The organism is Frankia sp. AgPm24 (assembly GCF_023243055.1).
Classification (GTDB): domain Bacteria; phylum Actinomycetota; class Actinomycetes; order Frankiales; family Frankiaceae; genus Frankia; species Frankia umida.
The window spans coordinates 1-13,605 of sequence record NZ_JALKFW010000178.1 but is presented as its reverse complement, the minus strand read 5'-3'; the positions used below and the strand labels follow the sequence as shown (position 1 = coordinate 13,605).

13 protein-coding genes are annotated in these 13,605 nt (G+C 73.7%); 2 read left to right on the top strand and 11 right to left on the bottom strand.

What is annotated here, in order from left to right; genetic code table 11:
* Window positions 1-89: 89 nt before the first annotated feature.
* The 10 genes from MXD61_RS12040 to MXD61_RS11995 form a co-directional block, all read right to left on the bottom strand.
* A complete protein-coding gene (locus MXD61_RS12040) occupies window positions 90-1,283 on the bottom strand; it encodes a hypothetical protein (RefSeq protein WP_248812966.1) in 1,194 nt (397 codons plus the stop codon).
* A gap of 116 nt (window positions 1,284-1,399) precedes the next feature.
* Entirely contained in the window at window positions 1,400-1,699 is a 300-nt protein-coding gene (locus MXD61_RS12035) for a lycopene cyclase domain-containing protein (protein WP_163548493.1), read from the bottom strand.
* Complete coding sequence (locus MXD61_RS12030) at window positions 1,696-2,067, bottom strand: lycopene cyclase domain-containing protein (protein WP_248812965.1); 372 nt, start codon at window positions 2,065-2,067, stop codon at window positions 1,696-1,698. Before MXD61_RS12030 ends, MXD61_RS12035 begins: the two co-directional genes overlap by 4 nt.
* A 22-nt stretch (window positions 2,068-2,089) precedes the next feature.
* Entirely contained in the window at window positions 2,090-2,776 is a 687-nt protein-coding gene (locus tag MXD61_RS12025) for a thiamine phosphate synthase (protein ID WP_248812964.1), read from the bottom strand.
* A complete protein-coding gene (gene thiS, locus MXD61_RS12020) occupies window positions 2,757-3,011 on the bottom strand; it encodes a sulfur carrier protein ThiS (protein ID WP_248812963.1) in 255 nt (84 codons plus the stop codon). Before thiS ends, MXD61_RS12025 begins: the two co-directional genes overlap by 20 nt.
* A gap of 58 nt (window positions 3,012-3,069) precedes the next feature.
* Entirely contained in the window at window positions 3,070-3,393 is a 324-nt protein-coding gene (locus tag MXD61_RS12015) for an Rv2175c family DNA-binding protein (RefSeq protein ID WP_374628851.1), read from the bottom strand.
* A gap of 38 nt (window positions 3,394-3,431) precedes the next feature.
* Window positions 3,432-5,213 (bottom strand): Gfo/Idh/MocA family protein, encoded by a 1,782-nt coding sequence (locus MXD61_RS12010; protein WP_248812960.1) that lies wholly within the window; start codon window positions 5,211-5,213, stop codon window positions 3,432-3,434.
* 125 nt (window positions 5,214-5,338) lie between these two features.
* On the bottom strand, window positions 5,339-6,607 hold the full coding sequence (locus MXD61_RS12005) for an NAD(P)/FAD-dependent oxidoreductase (protein ID WP_248812958.1): 1,269 nt from the start codon (window positions 6,605-6,607) through the stop codon (window positions 5,339-5,341).
* 9 nt (window positions 6,608-6,616) lie between these two features.
* A complete protein-coding gene (thiH, locus tag MXD61_RS12000; protein WP_163548498.1) occupies window positions 6,617-7,813 on the bottom strand; it encodes a 2-iminoacetate synthase ThiH in 1,197 nt (398 codons plus the stop codon).
* Window positions 7,810-8,631 carry a thiazole synthase gene (locus MXD61_RS11995; protein ID WP_283096480.1) on the bottom strand — a complete coding sequence of 274 codons (822 nt, stop codon included), beginning with the start codon at window positions 8,629-8,631 and terminating at the stop codon, window positions 7,810-7,812. Before MXD61_RS11995 ends, thiH begins: the two co-directional genes overlap by 4 nt.
* A gap of 323 nt (window positions 8,632-8,954) precedes the next feature.
* Here MXD61_RS11995 and MXD61_RS11990 point away from each other — a divergent pair, with 323 nt between their 5' ends.
* Both MXD61_RS11990 and MXD61_RS11985 read left to right on the top strand, forming a co-directional pair.
* Window positions 8,955-11,267, top strand: coding sequence for a Stk1 family PASTA domain-containing Ser/Thr kinase (locus MXD61_RS11990; RefSeq protein WP_248812956.1), 2,313 nt, complete (start codon window positions 8,955-8,957; stop codon window positions 11,265-11,267).
* Between the two features lie 112 nt (window positions 11,268-11,379).
* A complete protein-coding gene (locus tag MXD61_RS11985; RefSeq protein ID WP_248812955.1) occupies window positions 11,380-13,377 on the top strand; it encodes a DUF5667 domain-containing protein in 1,998 nt (665 codons plus the stop codon).
* A gap of 37 nt (window positions 13,378-13,414) precedes the next feature.
* Here MXD61_RS11985 and MXD61_RS11980 read toward each other — a convergent pair.
* On the bottom strand, window positions 13,415-13,605 hold a 191-nt coding region (locus MXD61_RS11980; protein WP_248812953.1), incomplete at its 5' end, for a transposase.

Below are 13,605 nucleotides of genomic sequence, written 5' to 3'. Positions count from 1 at the left end.
TTGGCGGGAATCCGCGAGCCTGTCATCATGGGACAGGCCGCCCGGCCCCCCCCGAGCCGGGCGGCACCATCATGTTCGGCGCCCGCCGGTCAGGCCGGGCAGGGCAGGACGGCGACGGTTCCCGAGGCCTGTGCGGTGCGGCCGGTGATGCTGGTAACGATGACGGTGTAGGCGATCGTCCCGGTGCTCTGGGCGACGAGTCTCGCCGTCCAGGTCGTGCGGTCGCCGGTGGCCGGGCCCAGGGTCAGCGGCTGGTCGAGGGTTCGACCGTCGGGAAACGTCCCGGTCAGGCGGGCTGACCGCACGCCCGTCTCGTCCACCGCCGTCACCGTCACCGTCGTCGTGTCCGTGCTTACCGGCGCCGCCCCGGTGTCCGCCCCGGTGTCCGCCCCGGCCCCGGCCCCGGTGGCGCCGGTCGGATCGGGGGTGGCGGCGGACCCGCCGGTTCCGGCCGCGGCGGAGGTCACGGGCGCGGGGGCGCCGGCGGCCGCCGGGGCCGGGCAGCCCGCGCGGGTGATGCGGTTCGGGGTGGCGGTCGCCGACTCGACCCGCGGTGAGCCGTCCACCCGGGCGGTGATGCGCAGGTCCGCGCCGCCGGTGCCGTTGGCGGCGCTGACCGGGACCGAGACGTCCAGCGTGCCCACCGGTGCCGCCGACCGGTTCAGGCTGATCACCAGCGGGACGCTCGCACCCGGGTTGACCCGCGGCGTGTCCGCGACGACGGCCAGCCATGACGGCGTCCGACCGACCACGACATCGACCGGTGCCGTGCCCTCCCCGCGCAGGTCCAGCCGCCAGGTCGAGTCGACCGTGCCCAGGTCGACCCGGGTGGCGCTCAGCCCCAGCACCGCTCCGACCGGCCGGGCCGTCGGTGGGCCGCCGGTGGCACTCGGTCGCCCGGCGGGCGGGCCGACGGCGGTGCCGGCGACGCCGTCGGTGCTGCCCGGCTGGCCGTCGGGTGGACTCGCCGTGGCGACGCCGGGCGCGGCCGAGCCGGCGGCCGCGCTGCTGTGCGGACGTGGGGAGCCGGGCGCGGCGGTGAGCACGTCCGGCGCCGCGGTGCCGGTCATCGCCCGCCGTTCACCCGGCGCGCCGGTGCGGCCCTGATGGCCGTTCTCGTCCAGCCGCAGGCGCACCAGGACGAGGCCCGCCAGCACCACGACCAGCGCCAGCACCGCGGCGCCGATCCGCCCCCACCGGATCGGCAGGATGCGACCCGAACGGCCCCAGGGCGACCGGTGGCGTCCGGTCGCAACGGCATCTCCCGCAACATCCCGCGTCATCAGGGTCGAGGCTAGAGCGACGGGTCACCTCCCCAGGGCCAAATGACTCGTTCCTGTCACCACCTCCGTCAACAATTCACTCAGTTTCATGCAGATCACGCGGCGGCTGTGGTGTGCTAGTTGACCCCTCGGCGGCCCCACCAGACCCACCAGACGAGCGTCCAGGTCACCAGGGCGAACCCGAACAGCAGATCCTCGACCGGGGCGAACACGATCCGCGGCCCGAGGATGGCACCAGGGTCGTAGCGGACGATCCGCAGCCCGGTCAGCACGCCGTTGGCCGCCAGCTGCCCGCAGACCACGATCGCGTAGGTGACCCAGAACACCCGCCGGGTGAGCAGCCGGGTGCGCAGCACCCACAGATCGGCCACCACCGCGCCCGCCACGCCCAGCACCGCCAGCGCCGTGTAGCTCACCGGCGGTCGGTCCGCGTCGGCGCCCCGTCGAGGTCGGCCGCGGGTTCGTCGCCGACGGTCCAGCCGCGCACCGCCCGCACCGCCTCCAGCGTCAGGATCGCGCACACCGGGACGACGACGAAGAACAGCACCTCGTCGAGGGGCAGCCGGCCCGGCAGCCGGACGCCGGTGATGTGACGCGGATCGAACGTCCAGTGTCCGGCGGCGATCGCGTACACGTCCCAGCCGACGAAGACGACGAGGACCGGCAGCAGGGTGAGCGCCAGCCGACGCGGGCGGGCGTACACACGGGTGCCGAGAAACAACTCCAGCGGAGCCGTGCCGAGCAGGCAGCCGAGGAGAACTGCCAGGTAGACGAGGTGCCGCATCGGACGTGGGTGATCCGGCGGGTCAGCTGGCCCGCAGCCGGCGGGCGAGGTCGACCGCCATCGCCCCCGGGTCGGGGGCATCGGTCAGGGCGCGCACGACGACGACCCGACGCGCCCCGGTCGCCAGAATGTCATCCAACGTGTCCGGTGCGACGCCACCAGTGACGAACCAGGGTTTGGCGCCCGTCTCGAACGGCGGGGCGTGCCGGGCGGCCAGCAGCGGCAGACCCAGCCCGACCGGCGGGCGCCCCTCCTTCGTCGGGGTGGCGTGCACGGGGCCGACACACACGTAGTCGACGTTCGGATCGTCGAGTGCCCTGACGAACTCCTGCGGGCTGTGGGTGGACTGCCCGATGAGCACGTCCGGCCCGACGATCCGCCGGGCGAACTCCGGGGGCACGTCGTCCTGCCCGACATGCAGTATGTCGACACCGGCGAAGGCGGCGAGGTCGGCCCGGTCGTTGGCACTGACCAGCGTGCCCTGCCCGGCCCCGGCGACCTGGATGCGACGCAGCGCCGTCACCTCGTCGGACCACTCCAGGCTCTTCTCCCGCAGCTGGACGAGATCGACCCCGCCCCGCCCGGGCGGACCGATCACCGCGTCGAGGAACAGGCTGAACTCGGCCCGCCGCGGCGTGCACAGGTAGAGCCGGGCGTCGGCCAACCGCCGTAGCCGCTCGGCCCGCGCGTCATCCCCCGGCGACGGCACGGACGATCTCCAGAACGTCGCCGTCGGCGAGTCGGACGGCACTCGCCTCGGAGGGTGTCAGCGCCTCGCCGTTACGCTCCACGACGACCGACCCCGGCCGCAGCCCCAGCCCGACCAGCAGGTCGGTCAGCGGCTGCCCCTCGACCACGAGCTGGCGTGCTCCGTTGACGACGACGGCCGCCGACCCCGGCCTGACCTCAGGCACCGGCCTGGCTTCGGATGCGGGACTGCCCATGCGCTGACCCTACGGCAGGCCCCGCCGCGTGGTGAACCGTTCCCGCCAGCCGCGCGGATCAGTACGCCGCGGCCTGCGCCCGACGCTTGACCTCACGGCCGCGGTTCTCGGCGAGGGCGCGTATCGGGGTGCCGGGCAGGCTCGGATCCTCCCGGAAGATCCAGTCCATCGCCTCGTCGTCGGTGAAGCCGGCGTCGGCGAGCACCGTCAGCAGCCCGGGCAGTCCCTTGACCACCGCACCGGCCTGGATGAACTCCGCCGGGATCCGCAGGACACCGTCCTGGCGGCGTGCCAGCACCATACGTTCGTTCACCATCTGCCGGACTTTGGTCACGGGAACCCGCAGCTGTTCCGCGACGTCGGGCAGGGTCAGCCAATCCATGGTCATCAGTAAACACCCATGTCGTGGTGCCGGCGGACTCAGGCCGGTGTGACCGGTTCCCCACCGGTCGCCGCCGACCGCACGGCCGCGGCCAGCACCGACACCACGGGACGGGCGGTCGCGAGGCCCAGGTCCGCCGACAGCGGCCAGCCGGACACCAGCCGATCGGCGAGCGCCCCATAGAAGGCCGCCGAAGCCCCATCACCACCCAACGCACCACCACCCAGCACACCGTCGACCAACGCACTGGCGGTCAACGCGGCGCCACCCGACGCGATGCCATCCAGCGCGATGCCGGCCAACAGCGGGATCGGATACCGGGTCCAGACGCCGTCGGCCGTGACCTGAAGCACCCCTGCCCCAGCCTCACCCCTGCCACCCAGCCCACCCACGGCGGAGAACCCGGCCCTACCGACCGGCGGGCCGCCCGCATGGCGACCGGCCGGGGCCAGCGCGCCCGCGGCCGCGAACCCGGCCACGTCATGTTCGCCGCGATCCACGTCGAGCAGGAGGCTGCCGGTCGTCCCGAGGACCTCCAACCGGGGTCGCGGCCAGACCGTGAGGTCGGAGACGGTGATCTGGGCCTGCGCGCCGTTGAGGAAACGCAGCGTCAGGCTGCTGTGGTCGGCGTTGCTGACGTGGTGCCAGACCCGCTTGAACGCCGTCGCGGTCACGCTCTCCACCGACTCGTCCACCAGGGCGAGGATCTGCTCCACCGCCCCGGTCGCCTGGGCGAACAGCTGCCCGCCGCTGATCGCGGCGTCGTCGCGCCACCCGCCGGTGGGACGCCTCCAGCCGCCGCGGTACGCCTCCAGCCGCAGCGGCTCACCGATGGCGCCGCGGCGTACGGCCGCGGCCAGCACCTCGAACCCGGGGTCGCTGCGACCCGCCGCGACGACGGCGAGCACGCGGCCCTGGGCCGCGGCGAGTTCGGCCAGATGATCGGCATCGGCGGGAGCCAGGCACAACGGAGCCTGGACGACGACGTGCTTACCGGCTTCCAGCGCCCGGCTGGCCCAGTCGAGGTGGGACTGGTTGCCGGTGGCGACGACCACCAGGTCGAGTTCGGGATCGTGCACCAGGTCGTCGGGGTCGTCGACCTGGCGGGGCAGCCGGGACGCGGCGTACGCGGGCGTCCGGCGTGGTTCACCGTCGCACACCGCGGTCAGGGCCAGGCCCTCGGTGGCCTCGATCGCGGGTTGGTGCACGGCGGTGGTGTCGGGCAGCCCGAGCAGACCGACGAGCACCGCTGGCCCGTCCGGCACCCCCAGGCAGTGGCGCAGCCACCGACCGACCAGCCGGTGATAGGCGGAATCGGCGAGCACGGCGGGCCCCGCACCCAGGGTGAACATGCCCAGGCCCGTGGCCGGCCGCCAGGTGCACACCGCGTGCTCGGCGCCGTCGTGGCGCAGGTGGATCAGCCGCTCGACATCGTCGGCGACCTTCTCCGGCAGCACCCAGGTCTCCCGCGGGACGAACCGCGGCGCGCGGGCCATCAGCGCACCGCCGTGCGGCCCGGGCATCAGGTGCAGGTCGTGCGCCGGCAGCACCCGCCCAGGGGTGAGCCCCGAGGCCTCCAGCAGCGGACTTCCCGGCGGCAGCGCCCGCACCGTGGGCCCGGCCAGCAGGACGGGAACGGACTGCCGGGCCCGGTCGAGCAGCTCCTGCTCGACGTGATCAAGCGGTCGGTCGATGAGCACGAGCAACGCGTCGGCCGACCGCGCCGAGGTCGGGCCAAGACCCGCCGCACGCAGATGGTCGCCGAGCACGTTCACACCGGGAAGGTTCGACACCAGGTGAATGCGGGGCACGCCCGGCATTCTAGTGCGCTAAGCGCCGTTGCTCACATTCGGGTGCAGAAGCAACCGGCTGACCGACCGCTTGTCGCGCTTTCTCTGGACACGATTCACCGCGGCCACAGGCGTATCGCGTGAATCACCCGGAATCACCCGGCGGCGACCAGCTCCTTCATCGTCACCGACAGGTCTGCGAATCCCTTGCGATCGACGGTTCCGCCCGCGACCAGCAGTCGCCGCACCGGTGCCACATCCATGGGACGCCCGATGGAGACCAGGGCTCGCAGCGTTCCGTCCGCGGTGAACCAGCCGGCCGACCAACCCGGCGGGCGGGTACCCGCCGGCGGCTCGGGTTCACTCGGGTCACCCCGGTAGATCAGCTCATGGTCGGAGTCGGCCAGGCCGGCGTACTGCACCATCCGGCCGAACTGCTCGGACCAGAAATACGGCACCGGGTCGTAGACGGCGGCGTCGGTGGCCGGCGCGTCGGTGGAACTGTCGGCCGCGGCCGCACCAGGGCCGGGTGCGCGCAGCAACGTCGCCGCGGCCACCGAGGGGGAATGCTGCGCGCAGTCCCAGTGCTCGACCCGCAACCGCCGCTCGTAGCGCCGCGACCACCAGGCGGCGCAGTCACCGACCGCGACGACCGGCGGCCCGTCCACCCCCGACCAGGTCGCGGCGAGGTACTCGTCCACGACAATGCCCCGGTCGAGGACGAGACCGCTGTCGGCGAGCCAGCCAAGATCCGGGCGGGCACCGATACCGACCAGGATCTCGTCGGCGGGCAGCAGTTCGCCGCCGGCCAGGACCAGACCGTCCGCCGTGGTGCGCTCGACCGAGACGCCCAGGCGCAGCGTGACCCCGGCGCGGGTGTACCAGTCGATGGTGTGCGCGCCGATCTCGGCACCCAGCGCCGCCCGCAGCGGCGTGTCCGCCGCTTCCACCACGGTCACCTCGACGCCGGCGGCCGCCGCCGTCGTCGCCACCTCGGCACCGATCCAGCCCGCGCCGACGATCACCAGCCGCAGCCCGGGGCGCAGCACCTCGCGCAGCCCGAGGGCGTCGTCGACGGTGCGCAGCACCCGCACCGGACCGTCACCGGGCAGCGGGATCGGGTCGGACCCGGTCGCCAGCACCAGCCCGTCGTAGGCCAGCGGGCCGCCGTCGGTCTCCAGGGTGCCGGGCCGAAGCGCGGTGGCCCGGCGCCCGGTGACGACCTCGACGCCGTCGAGCGTCAGCGGGATGGTCGTGTCGTCGATCCGCCCGGTCAGCACCGCCTTGGACAGCGGCGGACGGTCATAGGGGCGGTGCGCCTCGGCACCGACCAACACCACGTCGCCCTCGAAGCCGCGCTTACGCAGCTCCACGGCCGCCCGGCCACCCGCCATACCGGCGCCGACAATGACAATTCGCTGCATCGGCGCAGCTTAGTACGACTGCCCTGCGAGATTCCCGCCGTAGAGCGGGAAGGCGTCCTTCCAGACCGGCTCATAACCGGCCGCCACCAGCATCGCGGCGACCTCGGCGGGCGGTCGTTCGTCCGAGATCGAGAACTGTTCGCCGGCCGTGCCGGGCGCCGCGTATCCGCCGGGTTCCGTGGAGGATCCGGCGCTCATCGTGGTCACCGCGATCCGGGCCAGTCCGTCGCGCATACCCGGCGGTTCCCGGGTCGACAGGGACAGCGCCAGATCCGGTCCGAACAGCCGCAACGCGGCGTGGGCCTGGACGAACTCCGCGTCGCTGACCACGACGACCGGCGGAAACGCGCTGGCGGACGGTTTCATCCGGGGCAGCGCCACGCTCACCTCGGTCCGCCAGTACCGCCGGGTCAGGAACGCGGCGTGGGCACCGAGGGCGAGCACATCGGCCCGCCAGTCCGCGGCGAGGCCGAGCAGGGCGCCGATCCCGAGGCGGCGGGCCCCGGCCGAGGCGGCACGTTCGAACGACGACAGCCGACGGTCGTAGTCCCGTTTCCATCCGGCGACGTGCACCTGCGCGTACCGGGTGCGGTCGTAGGTCTCCTGGTAGTGCACGACCCCCTCGAGCCCGGCCCGCACCAGCCGGGCGTAGGTGTCGTCCGACCAGGTCTGCGTCTCGATCGACAGGGACGGGAACAGCGGACGCAGCCGCTCGACGACCCCGACGAGGTAGTCCGCGGACACCTCCACCCGGTGCTCGCCCGAGACCAGCAGCAGATGACGGAACCCGCGGTCGGCCAGCAGCCGCCCCTCGGCCTCGACCTCGTCGAGGTCCAACGTGCGCCGGGTGACCGCCAGCCCCTTGGCGAACCCGCAGTACGTGCAGGACGACAGGCAGGCGTTGGAGACGTACAGCGGCGCGAACAGCCGGACCGCCCGGCCGAACCGGCGCAGCGTCGTCGTCCGGGCGGCGTGGGCGAGTTCCTCCAGGCGCTGCCCGGCGGCCGGTGAGAGCAGCACGGCCAGGTCCTCGAGGCCCAGCTGGCCGCTGCCCGGCGCGGGCCGGCCGGGATCCGCACCGGCGGGCGCGACCCGCCGCAGCAGCGCGTCGACCTGGGCCGGGCTCGCCCGCCGGGACCGTTCGGCGAGGTCGGCGATGGCGAGGCCGGCGAGTTCCCGGGCGAACAGCCCCGGTGGCGTGCTCACCCGCCGACCACGGGCAGCGCGACCGGTGTCGGCAGCGCACCGAGAAAGCCGGTCAGCGGCGACGACGGGGCGGCGGCGGTCGACGGGCCGGGTGTCGCCTGACCGGCCAGGTAGCCGAGCCGGCCGGCGATCGTCGCGAGCGCGAACGCCCGGGCCATCCGCTCCGGGTCGGCCGCGACCGCGATCGCCGTGTTCACCAGCACCGCGTCCGCCCCGAGTTCCATCGCCTCGGCGGCGTCCGAGGGCACGCCGAGCCCGGCGTCGACGACCACCGGGACGCCGGCGCCGGCGACGATCGCCTCGATCGCGTCGCGGGTGCGCAGCCCCCGGTTGGACCCGATCCAACTGCCCAGCGGCATGATCGTGGCGCAACCGGCCTCCTCCAGGCGCCGGGCGAGCACCGGGTCGGCCGAGCAGTACGGCAGGACGGTGAAGCCGTCCGCGACCAGCAGTTCGGCGGCGCGCAGCGTCTCGATCGGGTCGGGAGCCAGGGTGCGCGGGTCCGGGGTGACCTCCAGTTTGACCAGGTCGGTGCCGGTGGCGGCGCGGCCGAGCCGGGCCAGCCGCACGGCCTCGCCGGCGTCGACCGCGCCCGAGGTGTTCGGCAGCAGAGTGAGCTCCGGCGGCACGAAGTCGAGCACATCGCCCTCGCCCAGACGGTCAAGATCGACCCGGCGCAGGGCGACGGTGACGATCCGGGCTCCGGAGGCGAGCAGGCTCGCCCGCATCACCTCATGGGCGGCGAACTTACCGGTACCGACGAGCAGCCGACTGTCATAGGCCTGGCCGGCAATCACCAGATCGTCCATTATGATCATCTTCCCCACGTGCGCATGATCGAGATCGGGTGTGCGGGTCGCCGGCCGCAGCGCCAGCCGGCCGGTGCGCCCCACCTTGGCGGACTCCCCGTAGCCGGGCGCGAGTCTAGCCGAGCCCTCGAGCGCCCCCACGGGGTCGACCGGTCGACCGCCCACGATCGGGGGCGAGCACCTCACCCGCGCTCGGACACCCGGCACAGAGCCACCCAGGGCGTACGCTGTGCGGCCATTGCGGCCGGGGGCAAAACGGGTGTAATAGCCCAGGGCGTCCGATAGCAGTGCCGGTGGGGGGCGATCGTAAACTGGGGCGCGTGGATGCCACCGTGGCCGACCCTGTCATAGGTCGGCTCCTTGACGGCCGGTACACGGCACAGGAGCGGCTCGCCGTCGGCGGGATGGCGACTGTGTACGTCGCGCACGACAACCGGCTCGACCGGCTGGTCGCGCTCAAGATCATGCATCCCAACCTCAACCATGATCCCGAGTTCGTCGGCCGGTTCCACCGGGAGGCCCGCGCGGTCGCCCGGCTGAACACGTCCCGGGTCGTCTCCGTGCTCGATCAGGGTTCCGACCACAGCCCCAGCGGGCTGGTCAACTACCTGGTGATGGAACTGGTGCGCGGGCGTTCGCTGCGCCAGCACCTCGGCGCGCGCGGCCGACTGCCCGCCCTCGAGGCGGTCGAGATCCTCGAACCGGTCTTCGAGGCACTCGCGGCCGCGCACGCCGCCGGGATCATCCACCGCGACATCAAGCCCGAGAACATCCTGCTCGGCGACGACGGCCAGGTGAAGGTCGCCGACTTCGGCCTCGCCCGGCCGCTGGGCCAGCCGTCCCAGGCCCTGTCGGACGGCGTCGTCATGGGCACCGTCGGCTATCTCGCGCCCGAACAGGTCACCCTCGGGACGGCCGACACCCGCAGTGACGTCTACGCCGCCGGCGTGGTGCTCTTCGAGACGCTGACCGGCCAGCTGCCCTACAGCGGCGCCACCCCGATGTCGATGGCCTACCAGTCCGTCCACGGCGATGTGCCCGCACCGTCCAGCGTCGTCGCCGACATCCCGGCGGAGCTGGACGCGCTGGTGCTGCGCGCCACCGCCCGCGACCCGGCGCGCCGTCCGTCCGATGGCGCGGCCCTGCTCGACGAGCTGCTGCGACTCGGGCCGCTGCTCCCCCAGGACCATGATCATCCTACCGGTTTCACCGGCGAGGTCCGGCGGATCGGGCTGATCGACCCGCAGCCCGCGGCCGCCACCGGCATCGAGGTTTCGGCGGCCTCCGGGCCGGCGAACCGCCCCGGCCAGTACCCCTCCCCGCACAGCGACCCGGCACCCCTCGACACCGCCGCCATGGACCACTCCGCCGAGGGGCTGCACCCCGGCGGCAGCGGCGCGCACCCCGGCACCGCCGTGTATGACGGCACCTCCGTGTACGACGGCACCTCCGGGTACGACGGCACCGCCGGGTACGACAGCTCGGCCGGATACGACGGGTCGGCCGGGCCTGGGGGCGGCACCGGGTTCGGCGGCAGGTCCACGCAGAGCGGGACCGGCGGGTACGGCACGCCCGGGTCGATGGCGATGCGGATGGACGGCACCGTCCAGGAGGCAGGGCCGGAGGGCGGGCCGGCCGGGCCGCCGCATGGCCGGCGACGGGCGGCGGCGACCACCCCCGGCTGGCGGCGCCCTCTCCCGTGGCTGGTCGTCGGCGCGACGGCCCTGGTGTTCCTGCTCGGGTATCTCGGCCTCCAGACCCTGAGCGACAGCAAGGTCGGGGTTCCGCGGGTGACCAACGTCAGCAAGGCGGACGCGGAGACCATCCTGCATGACTCCGGCCTGAAATGGTCCTATCTGGACGCGGCGGCCAGCGCCACGGTGCCGGCCGGACAGGTCGCCACGCAGGACCCGGCCGACGGCAGCAAGGTCGACAAGGGTGCCACGATCTCGTTGCGGCTGAGCACCGGCCCCGAGACCGTCCGCGTCCCGGACCTGGCCAACCTCACCCAGGAGCAGGCCACCGCCAGGCTCGCCCAGGTCAACCTGGTCATGGGCGGCCTCAGCAACCAGGCCAGCGACAGCATCCCGGCCGGGCATGTGATCTCGACCGATCCGGCGATCAACACGGCGGTCCAGCCACACAGCAACGTCGTGCTGGTCATGTCGACCGGGCCGGACGCCAAGCAGATGCCGGCCGACATCATCGGCAGGTCCTACGACGAGGCGAAGGCCAAGATCGACGGGCTCGGCATCGCCGGGGTCGTCGTGCAACGCGCGGTGGTCGTCACCGACGACAGCCCGCCCGATTCGGTCGTCGGCTCCGACCCGCAGGTCGGGCAGCCGATCGCACCGAACGCCAAGGTCACCCTGACCGTCGCTCGGTCGTCGAGCGAGGACGACCCGAACGGCGATGACAGCGGCGGCGGCGATGGCAGCGGCGTGCAGGTCGCCGTCCCCCGCGTGATCGGCAGTACCTACCGTGAGGCGGAGAGCACCCTGCGCCGCACCGGCCTGAAGATCACCCGGTCGGCCGTCCTCGGTCAACCCAACGACCGTGTGGTCGCCCAGTTGCCTCAACCTGGCTCCAAGATCGAGAAAGGTAGTACAGTACGGGTCAACACTGTGTGGTCGTGGGGTAACTAGCCGCCAGAGCTAATCCGGCGACGACCTGCCACCTCACCGACATACGGGCTGGCCGGCACGGGGGCGACCAGACCGGTTCCACGTCGCCGCGACCGGCCCCCGGGGAGCGCACGTGAGGGCAGCGCGCAGACGCGACCGGGTATCCGGCACCACGGCCCCGTCGGCCAGCCAGGCGGCGCGCCCAATCCGCCGCCTGCTGTCCCGCCGGGCCCGGGCCGACCAGGCCGACCGGTTCGCCGCCCTGCTGGAGGGCCACACCTCCCCCACCGGGCCGCAGGAGGCCCGGCTGCTCGCCCTCGCCGACGCGGCCCGCTCCCTGCCCCGCCCGCGGCTCGACCCGGTCCGGCGCGACGCCATCCGGGCGCGAATCCTCGCCGATCTCGCCACCGCCACCGCTGCCGCCACTGCCGACGCCACCGCCACCGCTGCCGAGTCGCCTGGCCGGGCGAGGCGCCCCCATGGGAACAGGGTGCGGGCGGCGGTCCGACGAGCATGGGCCGGTCCGTCGACGGTCGGCGTGCCCCGCCTCGCCCAGACGATGATCGCTGCTGGTCTGAGCGTCGCGATCGCCGTGATCGGGCTCGCCCTCAGCGCCCGCGACGCCCTGCCCGGTGAGCCGCTGTACCGGGTCAAACGGCAGGTCGAGGACATCCAGGTGTCGCTGGAACGCGATCCCGTCGCCCGCGCCAAGACCCGTCTGGACGTCGCGGGGGTGCGCATGTCCGAGCTGCGCCTGCTCACCATCGGCGCTCCCGCCGCCCTCGGCGGTCGTCCGTCCATCGGATCGCCGACGCGGCGCCCCACGACCGGCCGCCCGGGCTCCCTGCCGCTACCCCTACCGGCCGCACCGGCCACGGCGCCGACCGGACCGTCCACCTCGACCTCCGCGGTCGGCCCCACACCGCCCGCGGGCCCCCTCGGCCCGGCCGCTCCCGTTCCCACGCCCACGGCTGGTCCCGGTGCGCCCACCGGTGCGGTCGGACCGCTGGGATCGGCACCCGCGACCACGTCGACTCGGCCACCCGTATCCGCGTCGACGTCCGAGGCACCGTCGACGTCCGGGGCACCGTCGACGTCCGAGGCACCGTCGAATCCGTCCATCCATGGGATGGGCGGTCACCACGCGGACGCGGGCACCATCAACAAGCTGCTGTGGGCCTGGTGCGCACAGGCGCGGGCAGCCGCCCAGGTGCTGCTCGCCCGGGCGGACGCCGGCAACCTCGACGCCTGGCGCGCCCTGGCGACCTTCACCGCCGACCAGAACAGCAGCCTCGCCGTGGTGATCACCGAGCTTCCACCGGGAACCACCGACGCCGCCCACGCGGCCGTCGACCTGATCGGCCAGTTCCGCCGGGGCCTCGGCCCGACCCCGCCGGGTACCTTCCCCACCGCACCACGCCTGCCGTCCGCCCCCGCGGGCGCACCCACCGCTCCCGCCACGCCCACCGCCACCGTTTCGGACGGCACCCCCGCAGACCCGGCCACACCCGACGGCCCGGCCACACCCGACAGCACGGCCACACCCGACAGCCCGATCACACCTGAGAGCACGGCCACGTCGAACGGCACCGAACCGGGCGTGCCGGCCTCGACCCGTGCGTCAGCGACGGGCAGCTCGCCATCGGGTACCTCGCCATCGGGTACCTCGACGGGTGGCACGTCCACGGGTGGCACTCCGGCGGGAGACACCGACGACCCGCCGAGTGGTTCCGCGGAACCGGCCGACACCGGGCGCGCCCCGAGCGATGATCTCGGCCTGGCTCCCCGTCCCAGCTCCACCCCCGCGGCGGGGGTCCGACCGTCCGAGGTGGCGAACCCGCCCGGCGCGCCATCCCCGGCGCCGACGGCACCGGCCGGTTCGGCGGCGGACACGGGTGCCGACGGGACGATCAGCGACCTCGAGCCGCGGCCAGAACAAAGCTCACCTACGGACGCCGAGCCGCAGGCCCCACGGTCCGCTCTCGTCGAGGGCACACCCGGCGGCGACGACGCGGCACCTGCCGACAACGCCACTGCCGACAAGGCCACTGCCGACAACGCCACCGAGGATCCGGCCACGGCCGGCACCAGCGGCGCCGCTCCCGACGACGCTGCCATCACCGCCGGTTGACTTCCTCTCCGCCCTGAAGGGCGGAGATTCCCGCCTGCTACACCCCGGTGAGGGTGGGCTTCGGGTGGGTTCCCGTTTCGTCGCGCGGTGCCGGCACGGGTGCCGGTCTTACCTGCGCTCCACGGGCAGACACCGCCAGTCCGGCGGCCAGCGCGACGTTGATCGCCGCGTTCACGTCCCTGTCGTGCGTCGACCCGCAGGCCTGGCAGGTCCATTCCCGGACCGCGA

Excerpts from the sequence above, each read along its gene's own strand:
- MXD61_RS12015 (WP_374628851.1), bottom strand. The coding sequence starts at position 3,393 with ATGGATTGGCTGACCCTGCCCGACGTCGCGGAACAGCTGCGGGTTCCC.
- MXD61_RS12010 (WP_248812960.1), bottom strand. The coding sequence starts at position 5,213 with ATGCCGGGCGTGCCCCGCATTCACCTGGTGTCGAACCTTCCCGGTGTG.
- MXD61_RS11995 (WP_283096480.1), bottom strand. The coding sequence starts at position 8,631 with ATGATCATAATGGACGATCTGGTGATTGCCGGCCAGGCCTATGACAGT.
- MXD61_RS12030 (WP_248812965.1), bottom strand. The coding sequence starts at position 2,067 with ATGCGGCACCTCGTCTACCTGGCAGTTCTCCTCGGCTGCCTGCTCGGC.
- thiS (WP_248812963.1), bottom strand. The coding sequence starts at position 3,011 with ATGGGCAGTCCCGCATCCGAAGCCAGGCCGGTGCCTGAGGTCAGGCCG.
- MXD61_RS12040 (WP_248812966.1), bottom strand. The coding sequence starts at position 1,283 with ATGACGCGGGATGTTGCGGGAGATGCCGTTGCGACCGGACGCCACCGG.
- MXD61_RS12005 (WP_248812958.1), bottom strand. The coding sequence starts at position 6,607 with ATGCAGCGAATTGTCATTGTCGGCGCCGGTATGGCGGGTGGCCGGGCG.